Origin of the sequence: Spirosoma foliorum (genome assembly GCF_014117325.1) — a bacterium.
GTDB lineage: Bacteria > Bacteroidota > Bacteroidia > Cytophagales > Spirosomataceae > Spirosoma > Spirosoma foliorum.
In genome coordinates, this window is sequence record NZ_CP059732.1 from 8541655 (window position 1) to 8566532 (window position 24878).

Genomic DNA, 24878 nt, shown 5'->3' on the forward strand with positions numbered 1-24878 from the left:
TTTCCTCACCCCCGTCCCCTCTCCCAAAACGGGAGAGGGGAGCAAAACCCCTACAAGAATAGCCTGTTTACCAGGGACAGGTTGCCGGTTCTGGAAAGTATTCTTCGCTGAAAAATTTCCCCGTAGGCCCGTCCTGACCAATCAGTGCATACTTGGTAATACGTTCTCCTGCCTGCTCCACAGTGCTTGTGCCTTGATGACCCGTAAAATCAGTTTGGGTATAGCCAGGACACACTGCATTGACTTTGAATGACGTTTCGCGGAGTTCATAAGCGAGATTGATCGTGTACATATTCAGGGATGCTTTCGATGACTGATAAATAACATACCTGTTAGGATAGTCACTATTGCCAAGGTCGGCGGCTAGCTGTAGCGAAGCCATTGCTGTGCTTACATTCACAATACGGGGCTCTGGCGATTGGTTTAGTAAATCGAAGAATGCCTGGGTAACCCGGACCACACCCCATAAATTGGTATCGAACACTACCTTAAATTGATCGATGGTTGACCCAAGTGCCGATTGGGCCAGCTCGCCCGAAATACCTGCGTTATTGATTAAAACATCCAGGATTGGTGTTTTGGCGCCAATCACTTCGCGGGCAGATTTAACCGATTGATTATCGGTGACATCTAATTGAACGGCTTCAACATTGCTAATGCCCAAATCATTGAGTTCTTTAACTACGGCTATGCCTCGATCCAAGGATCGGCTGCCGAGGTAAACGTAGAATCCGTTCCGGGCGAGTTGTTTGGTTACGTCGAGGCCAATGCCCCGCGTCGCTCCTGTTACTAAGGCTACTTTCATGTTTGTCAACTGTCTTTTAAATGAGCGAGCAAAAGTAGACAGTCGAAAAACGGCTGAAATGTACAAATCACCTCAATTTGAGGACAAATCGCGTAAGCCTGTCACAAATTCAGTAACGCTTTTGCCTGTCCTCTTTTTGAATAGCCGTGAAAAATAACTCGGGTCATTAAAGCCCAGTGCATAAGCCAGTTCCTTCACTGAAACGGAAGTATATTGAAGTTGACGTTGTGCTTCCTGTATCAATCGATTGGTAATCCATTCTTTAGGCGAAACGCCGGAATATTCCTTCACCACAGCGTAAAGACTACTCGTGGTCATTCCCAGTTTTTTGGCGATAAAGTCTACCGTTTGCTGCTCCGTCAGTTCCGTTTCGACGGCAAGCTTAAATTCGATATACTTTTCAATCTTTGGGTTAACCCAGGCCTCATAGTGCCCTTTCTCGAAGTAAGCGCTGTTGAACTCCGTGAGCAATGTGTTTAAGTGCGCCAGAATAATGTCCGCTTTTATTGGTTTTCTGGACGAATGAAGCAGTTGAAACAAGATAGAAAGAATGGCTTTGACCCGCTCTTTAGCTTCCGGATCAAACGTGATTACGTTTGAATTGAGGGGATTAACTAAAAAGGGGTAAGAATGCGGAAGCAACTTCAACGTGTTTTCATCGAACCCAATCTTATAGTGCTGGTTTTTCTTTTTTGACGTTTCGTGCGCGAAGATTTGGTTGGGTAATCCAAAAACCAATTGACTATCTGAGATGGCTATGTCTTGCAGGTCTGTCTGAACGGTTTCGGTGCCCTGATCCATAAACACAAAATAGTAATAAGATAGCTTATGGGGCTGAAGCAGCTTCTGCAAAGCCTCTTCAGGTAGCTCGATCAGGCAGTTTTCATTCACTGTGATCGTCAATTTTTCGTGGTGCTTAAGCCTATCGAGCAATCCTGTTGTTTCCTGCACGTCTGATATTTTGTTTGGGTGTAAACAGAAAAGAATGGCTTCTTGTGCTTGGGTAGAAAAGAAAACGATAAAATACCTTTGGCCGCACGTAATGAAGAGCCATGCCACGGTTCTTTTATGACGCTCAAATAAACCGTGTCATAGCTCTTCATTACTTGTATGGGTAGTTTTGTTGCCAATACGCTTCTCCGTGCATAAATAAGTTTCACTAACATGAATTATTGCCATTTACGAATAGCATGATACTAATTTTTTATCATCCCGACGTCAGGAGGGATCTTCGGTAAATAACCAGTTGACGAAGATTCCTCCTGACGTCGGGATGACAAAAAATAATACTATAAATAGCTAACAATCAGTTAGTAAATCCGGATTTTATCCATAATTCACGTTAACTAACAGCCGCTTCCATGAAATTCTGGTTATGTGCCGCAGTCATTTGGGTCCAATTTGTTGGGATGCCTTTTGCTTTCTCGCAGATGAAAAATCTTCCTGCCAAAAACTCGGTAGAGCAGGCTGGTGCATGGAAAGACACCGATGGCCATTTTATCAATGCACACGGAGGTGGCATGCTGTTTCACAAAGGGATGTATTACTGGTTTGGCGAAATCAAAAAGGGGAAAACGTGGCTCGTGCCCGATCAGAGCTGGGAGTGCTATCGCGTGCCAGCGGGCGGTATTTCCTGCTATTCATCGAAAGACCTGAAAGCCTGGAAATATGAAGGGGTTGTGTTGTCGGCAACAACGAATAATCGCCGGAGTGATCTGGATACCAGCAACGTCATTGAGCGCCCGAAGGTGATTTATAATCAGAAAACAGGCCAGTTTGTGCTATGGATGCACATCGATCACAAAGACTATAGCTATGCACACGCGGGCGTAGCCGTGAGCGACAAACCAACCGGGCCCTATCGCTATCTGGGTAGCCTGAAACCCAATGGCCACGATTCGCGGGATATGACGCTCTTTCAGGATGATGATGGAAAAGCCTATCTGGTGCATTCCTCCGAAAACAACAATACGATGCATATCAACCTCTTATCGGACGATTACCTGAAGCCAACCCGTCAGTATATCCGTATTCTGGAGGGTAAACGGCGTGAAGCGCCTGCGCTCGTTAAACAGGCTGGGAAATATTATTTAATCACCTCCGACTGTACAGGCTGGAGCCCTAATCCGGCATCAGTTGCTGTTGCCGATTCGCCATTGGGGACATGGACAACACAAGCGAATCCGTGCGTAGGCCCGAACGCTGCAACGACGTTCCAATCGCAAAGTACCTACATTGTTCCTATTGATCCGAAGCGCGACAAGTTCCTGTTTATGGCCGACCGATGGAATAAAACAAACCTGCCCGATTCGCGCTATGTGTGGTTGCCAATGGAGATTAAAGCCGGGAAGGTGACTATACAGTGGCAGAATGAAAGACCGTAGAAGTGCATAATCTGGCGCGGGTATTTACCGCACGGGCGGCCCCGCCGTGTCTTTAATTTAGTCAGTATTTACTGACGCATCTCAGGCACCAGCGAATGCTGGCCTACATGAAAAGGCACGGCGGGGCCGCCCGTGCGGTAAATACCCGCGCCAGCCCCGCGCTCCCTGCCTTTTAATCGTTATTTTTAAGGACGTTCGACAACTGAACATTGGCCATTTTCCAGCTCTGCGTGCCAACGGCGATGGCTGCCGTGATGAAAACAACCGCATTTGCGAGCAAGAACCACCCGATACCCGGCTGGAATGAACCGGTAAATTCCTGGGTGTTCTGAAGCAGTAACTTGATACCTAAAAAGCAGATCAGGTTAGCGACGAGCCCGGCGATTGATAACAAAAGCAGGAATTCACGGTTGACCAGCAAAACGATCTGGGCAATGGTTGCGCCCAGCATTTTCCGTATGCCCACTTCTTTTATTCGTCGGGAAAAGTGCTGAGCGGCCAATCCGTACAGACCCATACAGGCAATCAGCAACGCCAGTCCGGCCAGATAGCCGAATCCATTGGAAAGGTTTTGAAACGTAGTGTTAAAGCCATCGAACACGTCTTTCTGGTAGAAATGAGAAGCCGTTGTATTAGGGAATTTAGTCTGCCAGATTTGTTCCAGATTGGCGACTACTTTGGGGCCGCTTCCTGGATCGAATCGGGCAATCAAGTAGCTAAACATAGGCTGTTCGGCCGCGAAAAAAATGACCGGCCGTGTCGCTCCCGAACCCATTAATTTGAAGTCTTTAACGACTCCGGCAATGGTAACGAGTTTTTTATCTACCCGAATCGACTTGCCAATGGCGGCATCTTTCCAGTGATGCTTCTGCACAAACGATTCATTAACAATGACCGATTCCGCATTTTCAGCAGTACGGTTGCGGTCGAAAAATCGCCCAGATGCCAGTTCCAGACCCACCGCATCAAAATAACCAGGGCCAACGTTGTAACGAAGCACGTTTTCCTGCACGTCGCCCAGTTGAATTGTTAATCTGCCCACTGATTCGCCAACGTGGTTTTCGGCACCGGCAATCGTTCTAACCGACGGGTTTCTGGCTAACTCATTCCTAACGATGCTAAATTGAGTACTATCGGTTAGGCGAAGGACCAGCGTTTGATCTGGATTATAGCCCCAGTCGAGATTTTCCCATTGCACGCCCGCACTCGTCAGCACAACACCCAGAATAACTGACATAAAGGCCAGTACAAACTGCGCAACCAAAAGCACCCGACTCAAGGTATTTTTGGTGCCGAACTTCAGTTTTCCGGCCAGAACGGCAATGGGCCTGAAAGCTGAGACATATAAAGCGGGATAAGCTCCCGAAGCAATGGCCGTAAACGCTAACAATCCAGCTAAGAAACCCCACAATGGCATATTTTGATCAAAGGAGAGCGATATGCTCATAACCATTAGGTCATTAAATAGAGGAACCAGAAAAACCGCAGTGATGAATAATGCTAACAACAGCGCTACAAAGCAAAGCAATAGGTTTTCGGTCATGAACTGAGCAATCAACTGTTGACGCGTACCACCCATCACCTTACGTACGCCAATTTCTTTTAATCGCTGCGTGGCGGCCCCCAGCGAGATATTGACATAATTGAAACACGACAAACCCATCATGATCAGGGCAATAGCCGAAAACAGAATCGTCGTAATAGGATGATTGGCTTCGGCTGGACGTCGGTTTACATTGTAGGCATCAGGAGCCGGATTGCGGAGGTTATCGAAGGCAAACGATTTGATGGGATTCTCACTGTTTTTGGAATTATACAACGCCACATACCGACCCATTTGCCCGGCTAGCGATTTGATATCAGCTTTGTCCTGAAGCTCGATGAAAACGCCATAGATATGTGAGGCCCAATCCTGCTTCTTAAGCGACGCATGAACAGGGTGATAGCCAGTCAGCAAGTCGAAGGCAAAGCCCGTGTTGTTCGGGAATTTCTCGGCAACTCCCTGAACGATAAACTGTTTGTTTTCCCGCTCGCCCGTAACGATGGACAACGGTTGCCCGATTGGAATCTGATTTGGGAAGTACTTCTCCGCCATTTCGCTGCTTAGGATAATGGCATTCGGATCTACCAGTGCAGTTGGGTTTCCGTATTTGAGTGGGAAAGTGAATACCTGAAAAAAGTTGGTATCAGCATAGCTGATGATTTCGTCGAACAGGTTTTCCTTCCGAATGACTTGAACGCCTTCCCGTTGAACACGAACCGCGCGTTTCACCTGCGGAAAATCGGTTGCCAGGGCGGCTGCCATAGGTGCTGGCGCATTGCCATACACCTGCGTTTCCTTGTTGACTTCCATCGTGTATTCCACCATGAAAATCCGATCGCCATTAACGTGGAAGTTATCCAGCGTCCAGAAGTTTTTCAGAATCAGAAAAACGGCAATGCTGCACGCAACGGCAATAGACAACCCAACAATGTTGATAAATGACGTTACCCGGTTAGTAACCAGATTTCGATAGGCGAGAATGACGTAGTTTTTTAGCATGCGGTTGCGTCTCTACGTTATTCCGATCTTAATGATTTCACCGGGTTCATCAATGCGGCTTTGATGCTTTGGAAACTTACTGTTAGCAAGGCAACACCTATGGCCAAAAGTCCGGCCACGGCAAACATCCACCACTCGATATTGATCTTGTAAGCAAAATCCTGTAGCCATTGATTCATGGTATACCAGGCTAGGGGAGAGGCAATCAGGATTGCGACGATAACCAGTTTTAAGAAGTCTTTGGAGAGTAATCCGACAATGCTGAATACCGATGCGCCCAATACTTTTCGAACCCCAATTTCCTTGGTTCGCTGTTCGGCGGTGAACGCAGCTAGCCCAAACAAACCCAGACAGGCAATCAAAATGGCTAGTGCCGAGAACACCAGCACAACTTGCGCCGTACGCTGTTCAGAGCGGTATAAGGTGTTCAGGAAGTCATCGAGGAAGGTAAACTCAAAGGCCGAATCAGGCATGTCTTTCTGGAAAATACGTTCCAACTGCTGCATCGTTTCGGGTAAATGAGCCGTCTTGGTTTTAATCAGCAAATAGGGCCGTCCTTCCGTATCAGCATTATGAAAGGCGTAGGCACCAATAGGTTTATGGAGTGATTCGAAATGAAAATCTTCGACAACGCCCACGATCTCAGCCCGATCCCAACCGAACAGATTGTAGGCTTTCCGGCCCAGCGCTTTTTCGGGCGTGTACCCTAAATACTCAACCGCCGTTTTATTCAGTACGACCTGCACGGTTGTGTCTTTGGGGTCTTTCACGGCTGGTAATGTGCGACCTGCGAGAAGTTTTAAACCCAGTACGTTGATAAACTCGTTGCCCACCCGATTCGTCTGAATGGCCATGCCGTCGCTGGCATTGTTGCCGTTCGGGTTGTCCGATTTCGTGAGGGTTCGTCCGCTGCCGCCATCGCCGGGGAACGTCTGTGCCCGACATACATCGACCACATTGCTCAGGCTACGATAGTCGTTCATCAGGGCGTCGATTTGGGTTCTATCTTTTGCTGCCGACGTCATGACAGCCAACACCTGGGTGGGTTCGTAGCCAAGTTTTTGCGATTGAATAAACTGCAATTGCTGATAGAAAATAAACGTACTGACCATCAGCACCACTGAGGCCGTAAACTGAATAACCACCAGTGACCGCCGGAATAAACCCGCCCCCGACTGGTTTCGGAAGGTGGTACTGAGCAGGTATTTGGGTGAGAACGACGAGAGATAAAAGGCTGGATAAGAGCCCGCAATCAATGTAATGATTAGCCCAATGAGCAACAGCCCACCAGCTACCTCGGGCGATAATAACGCCTGAAATGGAAGCTGCTTCCCGGTTAGTTGATTGAATATAGGCAAACTTAACGCCACCAGTCCAATGGCTAGTATAAGTGCCAGCGACATCATCAGCGCGGTTTCGAGGTAGAAGCGCGTAACCAGATGCCGCATCGACGCACCGACTGTTTTGATAACACCTACTTCGCGGAACCGGATTTGCGCCTTAGCCGTGGCTAAATTCATGTAGTTGATCGAGGCAATGAGCAGGATGACAATCGCCAGAATCAGGAGAATTTTGACCTGCTGAAAATCGCCGATACGCGTGGTATTGGCGTTGGTAATATCGGCCGAATGCAGGTGAATGTCGGTAAGCGGTTGTAATCCGAGCGTAAAATATTGATCAGACTTTGGTACGTTTTTATTCAGGACGGCCACCATTTGCTGCTCAATCTGAGCTGGGTTGGCTTGTGGAGTCAGTAGGAGGTAAGTCTCAAAACTGGCATTGCTCCAGGTTGGCTGTTGAGCCCAACGCACGCTGCTGAACGAGCCAATCATGTCGGCATCCAGCGTCGAGGTTCCCGGAAAATTTGCATACACGCCCGTTACTTCCAACGTATCCCGATTATCTACATTCAGGATTTTACCAATCGGATTTTCGGTCCCGAAGTACCGATCGGCAGTTGCCTGACTAAGCACAACCTTACGGGGGCCATCGAGTGCTGTTTTCGGATTTCCTTTCAGGAGGGCAATGTCAAAAATGTTGAACAGGCTACCGTCGGCCCAATAAAAATTCTTTTCAGCAAACTTTCTGTCACCCGAATTGACGAAGGCCGTCTGCCCAAAATTGTGCCGAAGCAGCCGCACCTGTTGCTCCACATTGGGAATATCGGCTTTGAGCGCCGGACCAACCGCATTGGGTGAGTTTGCCCATTTCATGGTTTTCCCATCGAAGGAAACCGTTACCGCAATCCGATAAATTCGATCCGCGTGAGCGTGGTATTTATCGAACTGAAGTTCATCCTTCACGTACAGGATCAGGAGTAGCGCCACGGCCAGTCCCGTTGCCAGACCGACCAAATTCAGGGATGTAAACAGGCGGTTTTTAAGAAGCCCCCGCCAGGCAATTTTGAGGTAGTTTGTGAGCATAGGGATAAAAAATAAGGGGAGGAAAGGGACAAGAGGAAAGAGCTGGATCTGTTATCCTCCCTTTGTCCCCCTCTTCCTTTACTCCGAACGAAGTGATTTAACCGGATTCATCAACGCGGCTTTGATACTTTGGAAACTGACCGTCAATAGGGCAATCCCTACCGCCAACAAACCCGCTACGGCGAACATCCACCATTCCATGTCAATCTTGTAGGCAAAATCCTGTAGCCATTGTCTCATGATGTACCAGGCTATGGGTGCGGCAATGACAATCGCGATGAAGACCAGTTTCAGGAAGTCTTTGGAAAGCAGCGCAACCAGACTTGGAATCGATGCGCCCAGCACTTTCCGGACGCCGATTTCTTTGGTTCGCAGCCGGATCACATACATAGCCAATCCCAATAACCCCATACAGGCGATGAAAATGGCCAGCATGGCAAACAGGCCAAAAATCCGCTGAGCTACCTGCTCCGATTTGTATAAATCACTCCAGTCGGTGGCGAGGTAGGAATAATGGAAAGGTTGGTCGGGTAGGTAGCGTTTCCAGATGCGTTCAATCTGACTAACCAGGGCCTCCGGTTCATCGGTGCGTACGCGCACCACGAGCTGATTATCCACTTTTTTGAACAGTCGGTCATTCAGAACAAACAATGGGCCAATATGCTGATGCAACGAGCCGAAGTGGAAATTACGAACGATGCCCACCACGGTGTACGTAACGGGTTGACCGTTGGGCTGAACAAAGTTGTCGGGGCTGGTAATTTGCTTGCCGATGGGGTCCGTCAGGCCAATCTGCCGGGCGGCTTCTTCGTTTAAAATGACGGACAGTGAATCATCGAACTGGCGACTAAACGGACGCCCGGCCAGCATACTCATTTGCATCGTTTGCAAATACTGCTCATCAACGACGCAGCCTTTGCCTGTAACGCTTTCGTTCTCCCCATTCTTGCGGAACGTTATGCCGAAAAAACCTTCTTCGCCAGGAGTATTGGTCGTTCCTCCTACGCCCGTAACACCCGATAATTTAGCCACTTCCTCTTTGAAGGCTTCGGTATGGTTGGCGAGCGAAAATGCACCTTTGAGTTTTATGACAGATTCTTTCGTAAACCCAAGTTCTTTCCGCTGGATGAAATTCAACTGGCTGAATACAACAATGGTACTAACAATCAGGAGAACCGAAATCGCAAACTGAAACACGACCAGGCCGTTGCGTAGCAAATGCCCCTGACGGGTTGAACTGAACTTGCCTTTCAGCACTTTAATCGGTTCGAAGGCCGATAGCACTCCTGCCGGATAACTGCCTGCCAGCAACCCGACAACAACAGCTCCGCCCAGCAACAACGGTAACGTTTCCCAGCGTACCAGTGAGGTTAACGTAAGCGATTTGCTGGCAATTGTGTTGAAGGGCGTGAGTAAACTGGCCACCAATAGTGTAGCAACCACTAAACTAAACAGGCTTAGCAGGACCGATTCGGTCAGGAATTGGGCAGCCAGTTGCTGCGTTGTTGAGCCGAGTGATTTTCGAATACCCACTTCCCGCGCCCGCTCCGACGAACGGGCGGTAGCTAGATTCATGAAGTTGATGCAGGCAATCAGCAATACAAAAGCCGCGATAATGGAAAAAATAGATACCAGCGACCGGCTTCCGTTGGGCTGAAGTTCAGCTTCGAGATGCGAGTCGAGGTGAATGCTGGGAAGGGGCTGGAGGAAATAGAAATACCCATTTCCGGCCTTGATGTAATCGCGATAGGACACGCCGAATGTGCGCTCCACTTCCCCTGACGCGTATTTTTCTACCACCTTCGGTAGTTTGGCTTCCACAACGTCGGGCTGTGTATTAGGCCGTAAAAGCAGATAGGTATAGGCTGAAAAACCAATATGATTGACCTGCTCGGCTTGCGGGAAACCGCGCGTAGACGACAGGAAATTAAACGCAACGTGCGAATTGTGCGATGGATCGGCGCAGATGCCCGTTACTTCCAGCTTCGGCCCCTGCACAATTTCCAGCATCTTCCCAATAGGATTCGTCTGACCAAACAACCGTTTGGCAGTGCTTTCGGTCAGGACAACCGTATTCGGGCGACTCAGTACCTGATTCGGCTGGCCATGCAGAAGGGGCGTCTGAAATACCTGAAAAAAAGTCGAATCGACTACCATGAAGTTCTTCTCTTCAATCGTTCGATCTCCTAGTTTGACAAGGACTGGCGCATTGGTGCCTGCTGAAAAAACACGCGTTACCTGCTCAATCTCGGGTATTTCTTTCTTAACCGATTGGGCATACGAAGGTGGAATGAGCGCATACTTGGTGCTACGACCGGGGTATTTCCGTTCAAGTGCCATCCGATAAACCCGCTCCCCGTTTGGCCAGTGCTGATCATAACTCAACTCATCGGAAACGTACATCACAATGAGCAGGCAGCACGCCATACCAATAGCTAAACCGGCAATGTTGATGCCCGTGTTAACCTTGTGTTTCGCCAGATTACGCAGTGCGATTTTGAGATAGTTTCGTAGCATGGGAGGTAGTTTTTGTAGAGACGCAACCCTTTGCGTCTCTTTAGGCGTCAGCAATTTTAACGTCGATAAAGTCACCCAGTCAAAGAGACGAACAAAGCCATCCGGGGTATGAGACGCAAAGGGTTGCGTCTCTACTCAGATCGTAAACTTTTCACCGGATTCATCAACGCGGCTCGCACACTTTGGAAACTCACGGTTGCCAACGCAATGATGATTGCCAGAACGCCTGCCAATGCAAAGACCCACCATTCGATATCGATTTTGTAAGCGAAGTCGGATAGCCATTTGTCCATAGCGTACCAGGCAATTGGCGAGGCTATGACAATAGCTGCTACAACCAATTTCAAAAAGTCTTTGGAGAGCAGCCCGACAATGCTGAATACCGACGCACCCAGTACTTTACGCACTCCAATTTCTTTGGTTCGCTGCTGAATGGAAACAAGGGCAATCGAAAACAGACCCATGCACGATAGCAAAATGGCAATACCAGCCGCCGACGAGAAAATGGTCGCCAGTCGCTGTTCCTTTCGGTACCAGCGTTCGGTGTTTTCGTCCAGGAACGACCCAATGAATTCCTGTTTGGGGGCAATTGTTTTCCAGGCGGCTTTGATGGATTCCATCGCGCCCGTCAGGTTCTGCGGATTGACCCGAACCAGAATATAACTTATCGGCCAATTTGACTGCATTTGCAGGGTAATCGGTTTGGCTTCCTGATGTAATGAATATAGATTGAAATCCGATACAACACCAACAATCTGATATTCTTTATTATCAGGTTTAATAAACTTGCCTACAGGATTGGCCTCGCCCAATGCCTTAGCCATGCTTTGCGTAATCAGCACGGACGAACTCGAATCGGTACTAAACGCCGTGCTAAAGTCGCGACCTTGCAGGAGCTTAATACCCATTGTTTTGAGGTAGTCCGTGTCGATCCGCAGCCAGTCGCAGGTAACGTCACGTTTGCCGTACTGGAAGCCGAACATCATCCGCGATGAACTACCGTCTAGTCCCGCGCCAATGTTAACACCCGAACCTGATACAGATGCAATATTGGGTTGATTCGCTAGTCGGTCGCGCATGGATTTTAGGGCATCTTTTCCGTTTAGTTCGTTGCCTACCGGAATACTGATTACCTGCTCTTTATCCAATCCCATCGGTTTTTGTTGCAGATAACTGATCTGCTGACGCACAATCACCGTACAAACGATGAGCAAACAGGCAATGGTAAACTGGGTGACGATAAGTGAATTGCGAAGCAATCCCGGACGGCTCACTTTAACTTTACCTTTCAGCACCTCTACGGCATTAAAACGGGTTACGAACCAGGAGGGATAGCCGCCAGCAATTAAGGTGATGAACAGAAAACCTAGCCCCGTTATGAGCAATACCTCTGGTTGCAGGAAATTGGCCAATGTGAGCGAACTTCGGAACAGGCGATTAAAGGTCGGTAAGCTTACATAAGCCAGCGAAAGGCCAATCAGCAGGGCACCGAAACATAATAGTAGTGTTTCTCCCCAGATTTGACCGAACAATTGGCCCCGTTGCGCGCCCAGCGACTTCCGAACGCCCACTTCCCGCGCCCGCGAGAGCGATTGCGCAATAGTAAGGTTGATAAAATTGATACAGGCGATGGCCAGAATAAACAGTCCGATGAGCAAGAGTGTGTACACATAGGCCCGACTGATTCCACTACCATGCGTGGTTACGGTATCAAAATGCACCTCGCGCATGGGTTGCAAAAGCAGACTTTTCTGAAACCCCAGTTCGTTCTTCGGATATCCCTGTTCTTTCTGATCCTTGATTTCCTGCGCAAAGTACTTGTCCATAAACGCCTGCGACCGCCGTTGTAAGGTTTTCGGATCGGTTCCGGCTTTTACTTTCACATACACATCGTGGTTGCCATGATCCCAGCGGCTTTTGAACTCCTGATAATCGCCCGCGTTTTCGCTACGAATCAGGGCGTCGTACTCGAGTGTCGAGTTCTTTGGAGCATTGCCAATGACACCCGTAACCGTAAAAGCCTGCCAGGAATTATTCATGCGCAACTGAAGCGGTTTGCCAATTGGATCTTCCTGACCGAAAATATCCTTGGCCATGTTCTCGCTGATGACAATGTCGCTCAGGCTGTTCATGGCCGTTTTGACATTGCCCTTTACCAGCGGAAACGTGAACATGTGCAGGAAATCGGCGTCTGCCATGCGCACATCTTTGTTATATGTCTGGTCGTTATGTCGAACGCTCGCACTCCGATCAAACCAACGCGTTACCCCTTCGATCTCTGGAAAGTCGGCTTTGAGGGCGGGTGAAATTGGGTACGGCATCGTGGATCCCTGATTCGGAGAACCATCGCGGTTAGTCGACAGGAAGTTCAGTCGGAAGATGCGGTTAGCGTCTGTATGGAAGCTATCGTACGACAATTCGAAGGTAGCTGTCAGGAATAAGAGCACGCAGGTTCCAAACGCAACCGACAGGCCAACGATGTTGATTAAGGTGTGCGTACGGTTTTTCCAGAGCGTTCGGAAGGCGACTTTTAGGTAATTGCGAAGCATGAACTTTTATGGTAAGTTTGTTGAAACCCGATTAATATGTACTTCCCTGTTGTAAATGATCCTTTCGTTGTTGGCGAAGACCAGGGTGTCTGGGCGCCTGCCGATCATCAGCGCGTTATTGCCAAACTAACTACTGGCTTAGGTATTCTCTTTTATCGTGAAAAGAGTATTCAGCTTGAACCTTTGCCAGAAACAATGCTCGATGAGGGAAAAGCTAGTCAGGTTCCCGACGTATCGTTACGCGACAGTCGAACAGACCTGACACCTATTATCATCGAAGTATGTCATACAAATGGCTTAAAAATGGATACCGAAAAGGTCATTCAGTTAATCGATAGCGATTGGTACGGTATTCGCGAAGGCTTTGTTTACAACTACAAAACTCAACAATGGTATCGCTATCGCTTTGGTGACGGCGGTCTCACCACCGAATCGTCCTTCTCCGAAATCCTTCAACTGGATTTGAATCAATATCTCGTCTGAACCGGGATTTATGTGATTTAACTGACTGACTTTGATTTTCGCTGGGCTTTCTCTGAAAGAGAATCAAAGTCAGTCAGTTAAATCATATAAATCCCGGTTCGGATTACTCACTCTTCAAACTCGTTACCGGGTTCACCGTTGCCGCTTTGATGCTTTGGTAACTGACTGTTAAAAAGGCGATGGCAATGGCTAGTAAACCGGCTGTTGCAAAAATCCACCAGGGTAATGTGGTCTGGTAAGCGAACGTACCCAGCCACTCGCTAACCGCCCACCAGGCTAGGGGAGAGGCCAGAACGAGAGCGACAAAAACCAGTTTCAGAAAGTCGGTGGAGAGCATACCGACGATGTTGCCGATACTAGCACCCAGTACTTTACGCACTCCAATTTCTTTGGTCCGCTGCTCTGCCGTGAACGCAGCTAATGCGAATAATCCCAGACACGAAATCAGAATAGCGAGCACACCGAAGTAGTTGACGAGCGTATTGACTTGCTGCTCGCTGCGATACAGTTTCTCGTATTCTTCATCCATGAAATGGTAATTGAAGGGATAATTTGGATTGAATTCCTTCGATAGCTGTTCCAGATCGGCAATGGCCTGCTGCGTTTGACCGGGCCGCGTTTTTACGAGCAAATAACTCGTATTCGCTGAGTTGAAAAGCAGGATCAATGGATTGATGGCCTGATGAAGAGAGTTGATGTGGAAGTCTTTCATCAACCCAATAATCTGCCCTTTACCCATCCAGAATTCGACTTCCTTGCCAACGGGGTCTTTCATGCCCATCAGTTTGGCCGTGGCTTCATTAATAATGTACCGAGCTGAATCAGCGGGACTATCTGCCCGGAAATCGCGTCCGGCCAGCAGCTTGATATTCATAGTTTGGGTAAACCCTTCGCCGACAGCCATTACCGACACATTGGTACCCTGGTTCGGATCTTTACCCGGCCATTTCAAATCGCCCGATGAGCTTTGAATATTGACGGGTAGCGACATGGTTGTTGTAGCTGATGCAATGGATGGCTTTCGCATCACTTCCCGTCGAAATACGTCTACCTTTTTGGGCTGCGCTATTTCGCCCTCCAGCGACACATACACCACATTCTCGCGGTCGAGGCCAAGGTTTTTAGTACGGAGGTAGTTCATTTGCTTACCCACGGCCAGCATACCCACAATCAGAAAAATCGAGAGCGAAAACTGAAACACAACCAACGTACGTCGGAACAGCGCTGGACCTGAACCGAATTGTAAACGCCCTTTCAGGATTTTGATCGGTTGAAGTGAGGATAGAAACAGGGCCGGGTAACTCCCCGACAAAAAGCCGGTGATCAGCACCAAACCTAAAATAATTAACCAAAGCGCTGGCTCGGCGAGATTGAGTGCTAATTGCTTTCCAAATACTTCGTTGAAGGTAGGCAGCACATACCAGACTAGAACGAGAGCCAGTACAACAGCCAGTAGGCTCGTCATCATAGATTCGCTCAGAAACTGCCCAATCAACGAGGAACGACCTGCGCCAACTACTTTCCGCACCCCTACTTCCTTGGCGCGGGTTGCCGACCGGGCTGTAGCCAGGTTCATGAAATTGATGCAGGCAATCAGCAGGATAAACAGGGCAACCATGGAGAAGATACGCACATATTGGATTCGCCCACCGACGCTTTTGCCGTTTTTGTAGGCGGAGTATAGATGCAAGTCGGTGATGGGTTGCAGAGTAGGTTGACCTGTCTCGAAATTCTTACCCGCAAAACGTGGATAAATATCGTTCATGGCGGCCTCGGCCTGCGCTATTGTTGTGTTCGGTTTTAGCCGGACGTAGGTGTTGAAGGAGTTGTTCCCCCATTTGGTCATCCAGTCTTCCTCCTGTACTTTCCAGTTAACCAGCCACTCGAATTGCAGCGTGGAGTTTTTTGGTAAGTCTTCGATAACGGCTCCAACTACGTACAGCTTGTTGTTGTCGAGTTGGATCGTTTTCCCAATTGCCAGGCCAGCCGGAAAGTATTTCTCAGCTATTTTTCGCGTAATGACAATCTGATTGGTTTGCGCCAGGGCCGCTTTCGGATTACCGTAAATAGCGGGCAGATCGAATACGCCAAAAAAGTCCTCAGTAGCATAATGACCGCGTTCTTTAGCTGCTTTTTCGCCTGTCGTCTGGTTGCCAACGGGTTTAATCAGCAACTCAGGGCCATAGTTGATTTTGGTAACAGCAGCTACTTCCGGTACATCTTTGGCAATGGCTTCCTGCAAAGGGCCGGGCGTGACATCGTTCGTGACGATTTCGCCATTGTAGGGAAAGTTGACCCGCACGTACATGATCTTGTCGGCGTCGGGCAGAAAACGGTCGAAGCTGAGTTCATCCTTTACCCAAAGGCCAATGAGCAGACTACACGCCATACCGAGCGCTAGCCCTACTACATTAATGCCTGAATAGAGTTTATTCTTTAGTAAACTCCGAATCGCGATTTTGAAATAGTTTTTAAACATAGGAGAAGAGGAGTAAAGGGAGGAGAGAGACGAAGGGGAAGAAAGGGGGAAATAATGCTTTTGTCGTTTTCCCTTTCCTCCCCTTCGTCTCTCTTCTCCCTTTTACTCCGTTTTTAACGATTTAACAGGATTCATCAGAGCTGCTTTGACACTCTGATAACTGACGGTTAGTAAGGCGATGCCCACGGCAAGCAATCCGGCCAGTACGAACATCCACCATTGCATGTCAATCTTATAGGCAAAATCCTGCAACCACTGGCTCATGATGTACCAGGCTACAGGTGTTGCCACCAAAATGCCGATTAGCACCAGTTTCAGGAAATCTTTGGATAACAGGGAGACAATGCCCGTGACCGATGCGCCCAGTACTTTACGGACGCCAATTTCTTTGGTCCGCTGCTCGGCGGTAAAGGCGGCCAGACCAAACAAACCCAGGCAGCAAACGAGAATAGCTACTCCGGCAAACAGACTGAACAACTGACCCGTACGTTGTTCGGTTCGGTACATTCGGTTGTAGGTTTCATCCAGAAAGGTGTATTCAAATGCCTGCTCAGGCTTATCGCGTTTCCAGAGTCGTTCGGCAGCTGCGATTGCCTGGGATGCCTGTTGACCCGTCGTTTTAACGTGCATAATACCATTATCGCCTGGAATGCTATAGAGCACCATCGGTTGAATTTCGGAGCGAATTGAGGCCGTAGAGATGTCTTTTACGACGCCAATAATGTGGCCTTCTGTCTGGTGAAACTTAAACCGTTTGCCGATGGGATTAGTGATTCCGGACTGCTTGATCGCCGTTTCATTCAGAATAAAACTGGTTGAATCGGCTTTAGTACCCGTGAAATTTTTGCCCAGACTCATTTTCATGCCGTAAGCCGGAATGAAATCATGGCTGATACCGAGCTGATCAACAATAAATGATCGCTCGGGAGCTTTACCATCCCAATCCGTATCGCCAGTGCTACCACCACCGCCAACAAGTCCGCCAGTTGCGGTAACCACTGCCCGGATGCTACTCTCTTTCTCCAGCTCGCGTTTGTATTGCTGGGCTTTTTCGCCTGCGTAGAAAACGAACGTATGTTCTTTGTCGAAACCCAGATCGCGTTCACGGATATAGCGTAGCTGTTCTCCGATAACCAGTGTACCTATGATGAGACCAGTTGCCAGCGCAAACTGCGTAACAACCAGTACCTTCCGCAAGCCTGCCTGACCCGATTGCGCTCCGCGACCTCGTAATGAACGAATTGGATTCAAGGACGACATCATGATGGCCGGATACAAACCTGCCAATCCGATGGTCAAGACTAATGCACCAATCAGCAACGCCCACACTTCAGGATTGAGCAGGGAGAAGCCGAGTTTTTTATTGGTAAGGTCGTGGTAATAAGGCATCAGCAACTGAATCAGCACAACGGCGACCAGTAGCGCAATGCCCATCGTCAATAGAGACTCAACCATCAATTGAATCAACAATTGGCGCGATTCGGCCCCAATCACTTTCCGAACGCCCACTTCACGGGCGCGTCGGGTGGCTCGGGCGGTAGTTAGGTTAATGTAATTGATACAGCCGATACTCAATAGTAATAAAGCGATCAGGCCCAGCATCCGAACTTGTTGCATGCCTGTATCTTTCCCGTCGGCCTCGTACAAATGGGATTGCGTAAGGGCCTGAAGCTGGTAGTCGGATGAAGGGTCTCCGGGTTTCGTATTGCGGGCTATGGCCTGAAGCTCGGTTAGCTTTTTGCCAATCGCTGCGGGATCAAGCGTAGGGCTTAGTTTCAGAAATGTCCGGAAATAGTAATTGCCCCAATCATCGTCCAGGCGCTTCCAATCGCCATTGCCGCCAAAAGTTCTCTTCCGCAGACTCATGGGAAAAAACACCTTGTACTGAAGCGATGAATTGTCGGGCATGTTGGCCAATATGGCGCTGACCGTGAAGACCCGGTTACTATCCAGAACAGTTAGCGTTTTGCCGACAGCTTCGGATGTACCAAAGAATTTGTTGGCCATTTCCTCGGTCATAACTACCGAGTTGGGCGATGGGAACGGATTCGTTGGATTGCCATTGCGCACGGCAAATCCTGTGAAGAGATTCAGGAAATTTTCGTCTACGAAAGCCAGGTCATCGTACTGCTCTGTAAACGTTTTGGGGCCTTTACCGTCGTTGACCCGAAAGGTACGGAAGTCGTACACGGTACCAACGCGAACGACCTGTTCAACACCAGGAACCTTATTGGCAGCTGCTACTGCAATTGGCGCAGGTGTTCCCGACCAGAAACGTTCATCATCACCTTTCCCAAAATGAGCATTGACGCGATAAATTCGATTAGAATCGGCATGGAATCGGTCGAAGCTTAATTCGTCTTTTACCCACCACAACAGCAGTACACTAACTGCCAGCACAACAGCCAGACCGCCGATGTTTAAAACGGAATAGCCTCCTCCAGATCGGATGTTTCGCCAGGCTATTTTGATGTAGTTGCTGAACATGTTTGAGGAGGGAAAAAGGGACGATGGAGGAAAGGGACAAAGGGGAGGAGAGGGAAACAACAAAAGCATTACCTTTCTTTTCTCCCTCTCCTCCTTCGTCCCTTTCCTCCCCCTTTGTTATTTACACGTGGAAATTCTCGGTTACCACTTTACCATCGAACAGGTTCACAATGCGGTGAGCGAAACCAGCATCGTAGGGTGAGTGCGTTACCATGATGATGGTGGTGCCTTCGTCGTTCAGTTCGCCGAGGAGTTTCATAACTTCCTCGCCGTTTTTCGAATCGAGGTTACCCGTCGGCTCATCGGCCAGGATCAGCTTGGGTTTGGCAACTACTGCACGGGCAATGGCTGTCCGTTGTTGTTGACCGCCTGATAGCTGCTGAGGGAAGTGATTCCGTCGGTGCATGATGCTCATCCGCTCCAGGGTTTCTTCAACCCGCTTCTTCCGCTCGTCAGGAGGAGTTTTGAGGTATAACAGTGGCAGTTCGACGTTTTCATAAACGGTCAGTTCGTCGATCAGGTTAAAGCTCTGAAACACGAAGCCGATAGAGCCTTTACGAAGTTGCGCCCGTTGCCGCTCAGTCATTTTGGCGACTTCGGTGCCGTAGAAATTATACTGCCCGTCGCTGGGGTTATCGAGCAGGCCCAGGATGTTGAGCAGTGTCGATTTACCACAGCCCGATGGACCCATGATGGCTACAAATTCACCGTCTTTTACATCCATGTTGATGCCATTAAGAGCAGTGGTTTCTACTTCTTCGGTTGCGAAGAGTTTCTGAAGGTCAATTGTTTGGATCATATTTTTGGGGAGTAAAGGGAGGAGTGGGAAGAAAGGGAAGAAGGGGACAGAAAGCCCTACATTTACGCCGTACTTCACCTAAACTCCTATAGTCATGGCAAAAGTTGAAAAGTTTGAAGATCTCTTAGTTTGGCAAAAAGGGTTAACTCAAGCAATTGATTTATACAAATTACTGGCAGATTGTAAAGACTATGGTCTGCGTGACCAAATGCAGCGATCATCGGTTTCTGTTCCGTCAAATGTTGCCGAGGGCTTTGAGCGACACACTAATAAAGAGTTCATTCGGTTTCTACGCATTGCAAAAGGTTCAAATGGGGAGTTAAGAACACAAATTCATCTGGCAATAGGAATCGGAATTATTTCATCAGTAACAGGTGACGATCTGCTTGCAAAGAGTCGAATTATTTCTTCAATGTTGCAAAACTTGATTAAGACAAGAGAAGAAAAGTTTATGTAAAAGGGAGGAGAGGGAAGAAAGGGGCGAGGGGAGGAAAGGGAATAAAAGTATACATTGTATTTTTTAATCCCACTCGTCCCTTTCTTCCCTCTCCTCCCTTTTCCCCCTCTAAAATTCCAACACTTCGTTATCGCCAAAATTTTCGTAAGAACTCGTAATGACTTGCTCGCCAGGTTCTAAGCCAGTTAAGACTTCATAGAACTCAGGGTTTTTGCGGCCAAGCGTGATCGGACGTTTCACCGCGCGTTTGCCTGATTTATCCACCACATACACCCAGTTGCCACCGGTGTCGGAGAAGAAGCCGCCTACAGGAAGCAGTGTCGCTTTGGCTGCTTTACCTAACTCCAATTGAATTGGCGACGACTGACCCCGTTTGATGCCTTCTGGCGTTCCTTTCGGGAATATCATGTCTACTTCGAACCGACCGCTTTTTACTTCAGGATATACGCGACTGATTTCCAGATCGTGCATTTTTCCGTTGAATTCGAATGAGCCTTTCAGTCCCGAAAATACCCGACTGATGTAGTGCTCATCGATACCAACCCGCATTTTGAATCCATTCAGGTCATCAATCTGGCCGATGTTCTGGCCCCGGTTGATGTTCGAACCGACTTCTACATCAATACTGGATAACTGCCCAGAAACGGGAGCCTTAACCACCAGATTATCCAGTGTCTGTTGCCAAAGAGCAACATTTTTCTGTGTACGTTGCAAAGTACCTTCCAATTGTTTGATCTGGAACTTCGCATTTTCTTCCTGGTACTTCTGCGTTTCAATCTCAATGCTACGCTGACCCGTTAGTCGTTCGTAAGCGCGTTTGGCTTTCAGATAATCTTCTTCCGAAACGACTTTATCTTTAAATAACTTGGCCTGGCGATCGTAGGAGTCTTTTGCCTGATCGATTTGTGCATCGAGATCTGCCAATGTTTTGCGAAGTGTAAAGCGCTCAACCTGCAGGCGTTGACGAGTTGTTTGTAGGTCGTTGACGAGTCGGTTGGCTTCTGTTTCTGACTGTAAGAAACTGAGTTTAAGGCTTTGATTTTCCAGTTTCAGGAGTACTTCTCCTTTCTTAACCATGTTACCACCTTCGATCAACTTCTGAGTCACATAACCACCTTCAATAGCATCGAGTCGGATAGTTTTCAGCGGTTGTACAACGCCCGTTACGGCAATAAAATCTTCAAAAGGCCCAGTAGTTACGCTTGATACGGTGATTTTATCTTTTTCAACGTTCAGTTTCGACCGTCGATCGGCAAAGAATACGGTGTAAGCTAGTAAGCCCAGAACCAATGTACCGCCCCCAAAAATTGCCAGGCGTTGTGTGGTCCAAAATCGTTTAGGTAAGACGCGATCCATTTAAGTTAAAAGTGAATGAGGGAAAGTGTGAAAGAGCAGATACTAGCTCAGACCTCATTCGTTGTAATTACCTGTGCCAATGTCATGCCAGTTGAAGCCTACTGTTGATTATCAGGTATTTAATTTGTGGCAGCATTAGTGCGCTGTCCGCTTTCGGACGGAATTTGTCCGCTTTTGTCGCAACGTCACTAAGTGTGTTAGATCACTTATATCAAACGCACTTTCACCGCTCCAGCGGCCCGGTCTTCACTCCGGTTCGGCGTTCCGATGCGCTCTTTATATTCACTTCTGCCAGCACATAAGGCAGTAACGTTTTTGAGCGGGTCGAAGGATTGAGAAAATCGTACGTCAACTGACTGACGTGATAATAGGGGAAGATGGCCAATTGTCGGACATCGAAGCCGCGCGTGGCAAGCGAATCGGCATATTCGGCGGTTGTAAAAACAGATTTGGGACCCGTTTGAACCTGAACCCGTAAAGCCGAATCGGTTCGCGCGTACATAGTTGGTCCTTTGGCATAAAACTCATACGACCAAAAACTCCCTCCCCCCACGCCCGTACCTGGTTCATACAAGGTAGTTGGCCGATTGGCCAGCGTCGGTTGGGTATTGACATAGTCTGCTGTTGCCATACCCGCCTGATAGCGCAGGAAAGTCGGGTATAAAAATAAATTCAGCGATCCTGCCACAACGAACATTACCCCCACCATACGGCCCATTAGCGACAGGAGGTCGTTTTGCCGAAAGAGCACAAATAGCAGAATTGTAAGGGTTAATGCCCAGGCAAGAGCTGTATTTAGCCCGGCAGGTTGAACTAACCACAAAAGCGCCCCCATTACCACAACCAGGAGGATGCCGATAACGGTTTGGGCAATCGTCCATTTGCGAAGATTGGAGATTTGAAGTCCTACTAAGAACTGAGCCGTTAGTACTGCATAGAACGGGAAAACGATGTTCAGGTAGTGTGGTAGCTGAAATCCGGATAACGAAAACAAAACGAACGTAGCCATTCCAGATCCCAGCGAAATGTATTCAGGTTGAAAAGTTGGTCCGATGCGACGTTTGGCCAAATCGACGAGTCGTTGCCCGAGGCTCATATACAGTGGTAACGACCAGGGAATAAATGCCCACAACAGTGTATGAACAAAGAAAAACTTGTCGCCTTCCCCTTTAATGGGGCCCGTATTGAAGAAGCGGCCAAACTGACTATCCCAGAAGAAAAATCGAATACCTGATACGCCCTTTTGGCCAAAAATGACTTTCTCCGGATGTAAATCGAACTGTTGATACAGGCAATAAATTTCGGGGATTGTAAAGGCAAATGAGAGCGCAATCGCTAGATACCAGCGGATTTTGAGTAACTCCCGCCAATGGCCGGTCAGCACCCAATGTAATACTAAACCGGCCCCAATCGGAATCAGTACAAAAACGCCTTTGGTCATTAGGGCACAACCCGTTAGGAAGGAGCCTAGCAGAAGGTGCCTCCAATTTTTAGAGATGCCATTTCTTAAAGAAATGGCATCTCTGTCACCTAAAAATACTCGGTAAAAATGATAAACAGGTCCGATAATAAGCGGCATCAGATAGGGCTCAGCGCGTACGTCACTATTGGACAGAACACCATGAAAAGCTGTCAGAAGCACCAGCGAAGCCACTTGGGCCGTTACTTTTGAATAGGTTAGCCGAGTGAACTGATAAGTGTACACAACGCTACCTAAAAAAAACAACAGGGCCGGAAACTTGTACGAAAATGTATTGATACCGAAAATTCGGTAACTTAGGGCGATGACCCAGAATGGGAAATGAGGCTTGTCGAGCCAGTCGGTACCGACGGCGTAGAGGTTGATGAAATCGCCAGTTTGCGCCATTTGTTTGGCAATGCAGGCATACAGCGCACCGTCGAGTTCCATAACAGGTGGGAACAGGCCCGTTGCATTCAGAAATACGCCAACGGCCACAAGGGCATAAAACCAGCGGTCAGTAAAAGGAGAAGAATTGTCAGCCATTAAACGAAAATAGAGTGCCAGCAACTGGTTGTATGTAGTCAGAAATTGGTTGTTGCCCCTTTTGACCACTCCTCCTTACGGAAGACCATTCATGACAATTTTATGGGTCAAAGTACGCAAGAAAACCGTAATTCGTTGTTGAATCGAGAGTAGCGTGCAACAAATCGTCTAACTCGTTATCTTTAGTGTATGCAAGATGCTAAACTCTTACTCGTCGACGATGATCCCGACGTACTGCTGGCAGCCCGGTTGCTGCTTAAGCGCCACGTCGCTTCGGTAGATATCGAAAAGAATCCTGAAAAACTGCCGTTTCTGCTCAACAACAATCGCTACGATGCCATTGTGCTTGATATGAATTTTCAGCGCGATGTGAGTAGCGGTCGTGAGGGGTTTGCCTGGCTCGACCGTATTTTAGACATCGACCCCAAAGCGCGAGTCATATTATTTACTGCCTACGGCGACGTCGAGATGGCGGTACGGGCTATTAAAGCAGGTGCTGTTGACTTTGTACTGAAGCCCTGGCAGAACGACAAATTCCTGGAAACCATTCGTGGAGCCATCAGTAAAGCCGGCGGTAGCCAGCAATCAGACGATACGAATAAGGCGGATGGTCCAGCTTCGCCAGCCAAAAAAGCAACCAAACAAACGAACATTATCGGGTCGGCCATGCGGCCTGTGCTGGATACCGTTGAACAGGTAGCCCCGACGGATGCCAACGTATTGATTTTGGGCGAGAATGGTACCGGTAAAGACTTGGTTGCGCGTGCTATTCATGACCAGTCGCATCGGCGTGATAAGCCCTTTGTCAGCGTTGACGTAGGTGCTCTGACTGAAAGCTTGTTTGAGAGTGAAGTGTTTGGTCACGTAAAAGGAGCTTTTACCGACGCGCGTGACGACCGTGCTGGTCGGTTTGAAGAAGCCAATGGCGGCACGATTTTTCTGGATGAAATTGGTAATCTGAGCCCTGCCCAGCAGGCTCGTTTACTGACGGTTTTGCAACAGCGACAAGTAACACGTGTTGGATCGAATAAAGCCCGACCCATTGATGTGCGGCTCATTTGCGCTACCAACGCCGATTTAAATGAGCGGGTTGCCGAGCGGGCTTTCCGACAAGATTTGCTCTATAGGATCAATACTATTGAGCTTCATCTACCTGCCCTTCGTGAACGTCCGTCCGACATTGGACCATTAGCAGAACATTTCCTGAAAAAATACGCGAAACAATATAATCGCTCAATTTCGGGTCTGAGTCCGGCATTGTTAGCGGAAATGAAGCAATATCGTTGGCCAGGTAATGTTCGGGAGTTGCAACATGCTGTAGAGCGGGCCGTTATTTTGGCTAAGCCTGATGTGCCAGGGGCTACTCAGGGGACTTTGCTGGAGCCGACGAATTTTATCTTCAAAAATGGTTCGGCATCCGTGTCGCCTGTGAACGAAACGCTGCAATTGGAGGACATGGAACGTCAACTAATTCAACAGGCCATGCAAAAGCATCGGGGCAGTATTACCGACGTAGCCAGAGAGTTGGGCCTATCAAGACAGGCGTTGTATCGGAGATTAGAGAAGTTTGGGTTGTAAGCAGTAGTTACTCT

General features: G+C 48.4%; 15 protein-coding genes. 4 read left to right on the forward strand and 11 right to left on the reverse strand.

The window, feature by feature from the left end; genetic code table 11:
• Positions 1-67: 67 nt before the first annotated feature.
• Together H3H32_RS35845 and H3H32_RS35850 are read right to left on the reverse strand one after the other, a co-directional pair.
• Positions 68-805, reverse strand: a complete 738-nt coding sequence (locus H3H32_RS35845; protein ID WP_182460469.1) for an SDR family oxidoreductase — start codon at positions 803-805, stop codon at positions 68-70.
• Between the two features lie 72 nt (positions 806-877).
• Positions 878-1756, reverse strand: a complete 879-nt coding sequence (locus H3H32_RS35850; RefSeq protein ID WP_182460470.1) for a helix-turn-helix domain-containing protein — start codon at positions 1754-1756, stop codon at positions 878-880.
• 410 nt (positions 1757-2166) lie between these two features.
• On the opposite strand from H3H32_RS35850, the gene H3H32_RS35855 reads away from it, so the two are divergent.
• Positions 2167-3189 carry a glycoside hydrolase family 43 protein gene (locus H3H32_RS35855; protein WP_220472582.1) on the forward strand — a complete coding sequence of 341 codons (1023 nt, stop codon included), beginning with the start codon at positions 2167-2169 and terminating at the stop codon, positions 3187-3189.
• Between the two features lie 172 nt (positions 3190-3361).
• On the opposite strand, the gene H3H32_RS35860 is transcribed toward H3H32_RS35855, so the two are convergent.
• The 4 genes from H3H32_RS35860 to H3H32_RS35875 form a co-directional block, all read right to left on the reverse strand.
• Positions 3362-5731 (reverse strand): ABC transporter permease, encoded by a 2370-nt coding sequence (locus tag H3H32_RS35860; protein ID WP_182460472.1) that lies wholly within the window; start codon positions 5729-5731, stop codon positions 3362-3364.
• A gap of 17 nt (positions 5732-5748) precedes the next feature.
• The gene (locus H3H32_RS35865; RefSeq protein ID WP_182460473.1) at positions 5749-8154 is read right to left on the reverse strand and encodes an ABC transporter permease; all 2406 of its coding nucleotides are present in this window, start codon (positions 8152-8154) and stop codon (positions 5749-5751) included.
• Positions 8155-8232: 78 nt separating this feature from the next.
• On the reverse strand, positions 8233-10671 hold the full coding sequence (locus H3H32_RS35870; RefSeq protein WP_182460474.1) for an ABC transporter permease: 2439 nt from the start codon (positions 10669-10671) through the stop codon (positions 8233-8235).
• A gap of 131 nt (positions 10672-10802) precedes the next feature.
• The gene (locus H3H32_RS35875; RefSeq protein ID WP_182460475.1) at positions 10803-13220 is read right to left on the reverse strand and encodes an ABC transporter permease; all 2418 of its coding nucleotides are present in this window, start codon (positions 13218-13220) and stop codon (positions 10803-10805) included.
• Between the two features lie 36 nt (positions 13221-13256).
• Here H3H32_RS35875 and H3H32_RS35880 point away from each other — a divergent pair, with 36 nt between their 5' ends.
• Positions 13257-13703, forward strand: a complete 447-nt coding sequence (locus H3H32_RS35880) for a hypothetical protein (RefSeq protein ID WP_182460476.1) — start codon at positions 13257-13259, stop codon at positions 13701-13703.
• Between the two features lie 103 nt (positions 13704-13806).
• Here H3H32_RS35880 and H3H32_RS35885 read toward each other — a convergent pair whose 3' ends face one another.
• The 3 genes from H3H32_RS35885 to H3H32_RS35895 all read right to left on the reverse strand — a co-directional run bounded on the left by H3H32_RS35885 (position 13807) and on the right by H3H32_RS35895 (position 19468).
• On the reverse strand, positions 13807-16182 hold the full coding sequence (locus tag H3H32_RS35885; RefSeq protein WP_182460477.1) for an ABC transporter permease: 2376 nt from the start codon (positions 16180-16182) through the stop codon (positions 13807-13809).
• Positions 16183-16284: 102 nt separating this feature from the next.
• Positions 16285-18669, reverse strand: a complete 2385-nt coding sequence (locus H3H32_RS35890) for an ABC transporter permease (RefSeq protein WP_182460478.1) — start codon at positions 18667-18669, stop codon at positions 16285-16287.
• A 121-nt stretch (positions 18670-18790) separates the two neighbouring features.
• The gene (locus H3H32_RS35895) at positions 18791-19468 is read right to left on the reverse strand and encodes an ABC transporter ATP-binding protein (protein ID WP_182460479.1); all 678 of its coding nucleotides are present in this window, start codon (positions 19466-19468) and stop codon (positions 18791-18793) included.
• Between the two features lie 94 nt (positions 19469-19562).
• Here H3H32_RS35895 and H3H32_RS35900 point away from each other — a divergent pair, with 94 nt between their 5' ends.
• On the forward strand, positions 19563-19925 hold the full coding sequence (locus H3H32_RS35900; RefSeq protein WP_182460480.1) for a four helix bundle protein: 363 nt from the start codon (positions 19563-19565) through the stop codon (positions 19923-19925).
• Between the two features lie 108 nt (positions 19926-20033).
• On the opposite strand, the gene H3H32_RS35905 is transcribed toward H3H32_RS35900, so the two are convergent.
• Entirely contained in the window at positions 20034-21281 is a 1248-nt protein-coding gene (locus tag H3H32_RS35905) for an efflux RND transporter periplasmic adaptor subunit (protein ID WP_182460481.1), read from the reverse strand.
• A gap of 223 nt (positions 21282-21504) precedes the next feature.
• Positions 21505-23286, reverse strand: coding sequence for an ArnT family glycosyltransferase (locus H3H32_RS35910; protein ID WP_182460482.1), 1782 nt, complete (start codon positions 23284-23286; stop codon positions 21505-21507).
• Positions 23287-23475: 189 nt separating this feature from the next.
• On the opposite strand from H3H32_RS35910, the gene H3H32_RS35915 reads away from it, so the two are divergent.
• Positions 23476-24864, forward strand: a complete 1389-nt coding sequence (locus H3H32_RS35915) for a sigma-54-dependent transcriptional regulator (protein ID WP_182460483.1) — start codon at positions 23476-23478, stop codon at positions 24862-24864.
• Positions 24865-24878 lie beyond the last annotated feature (14 nt).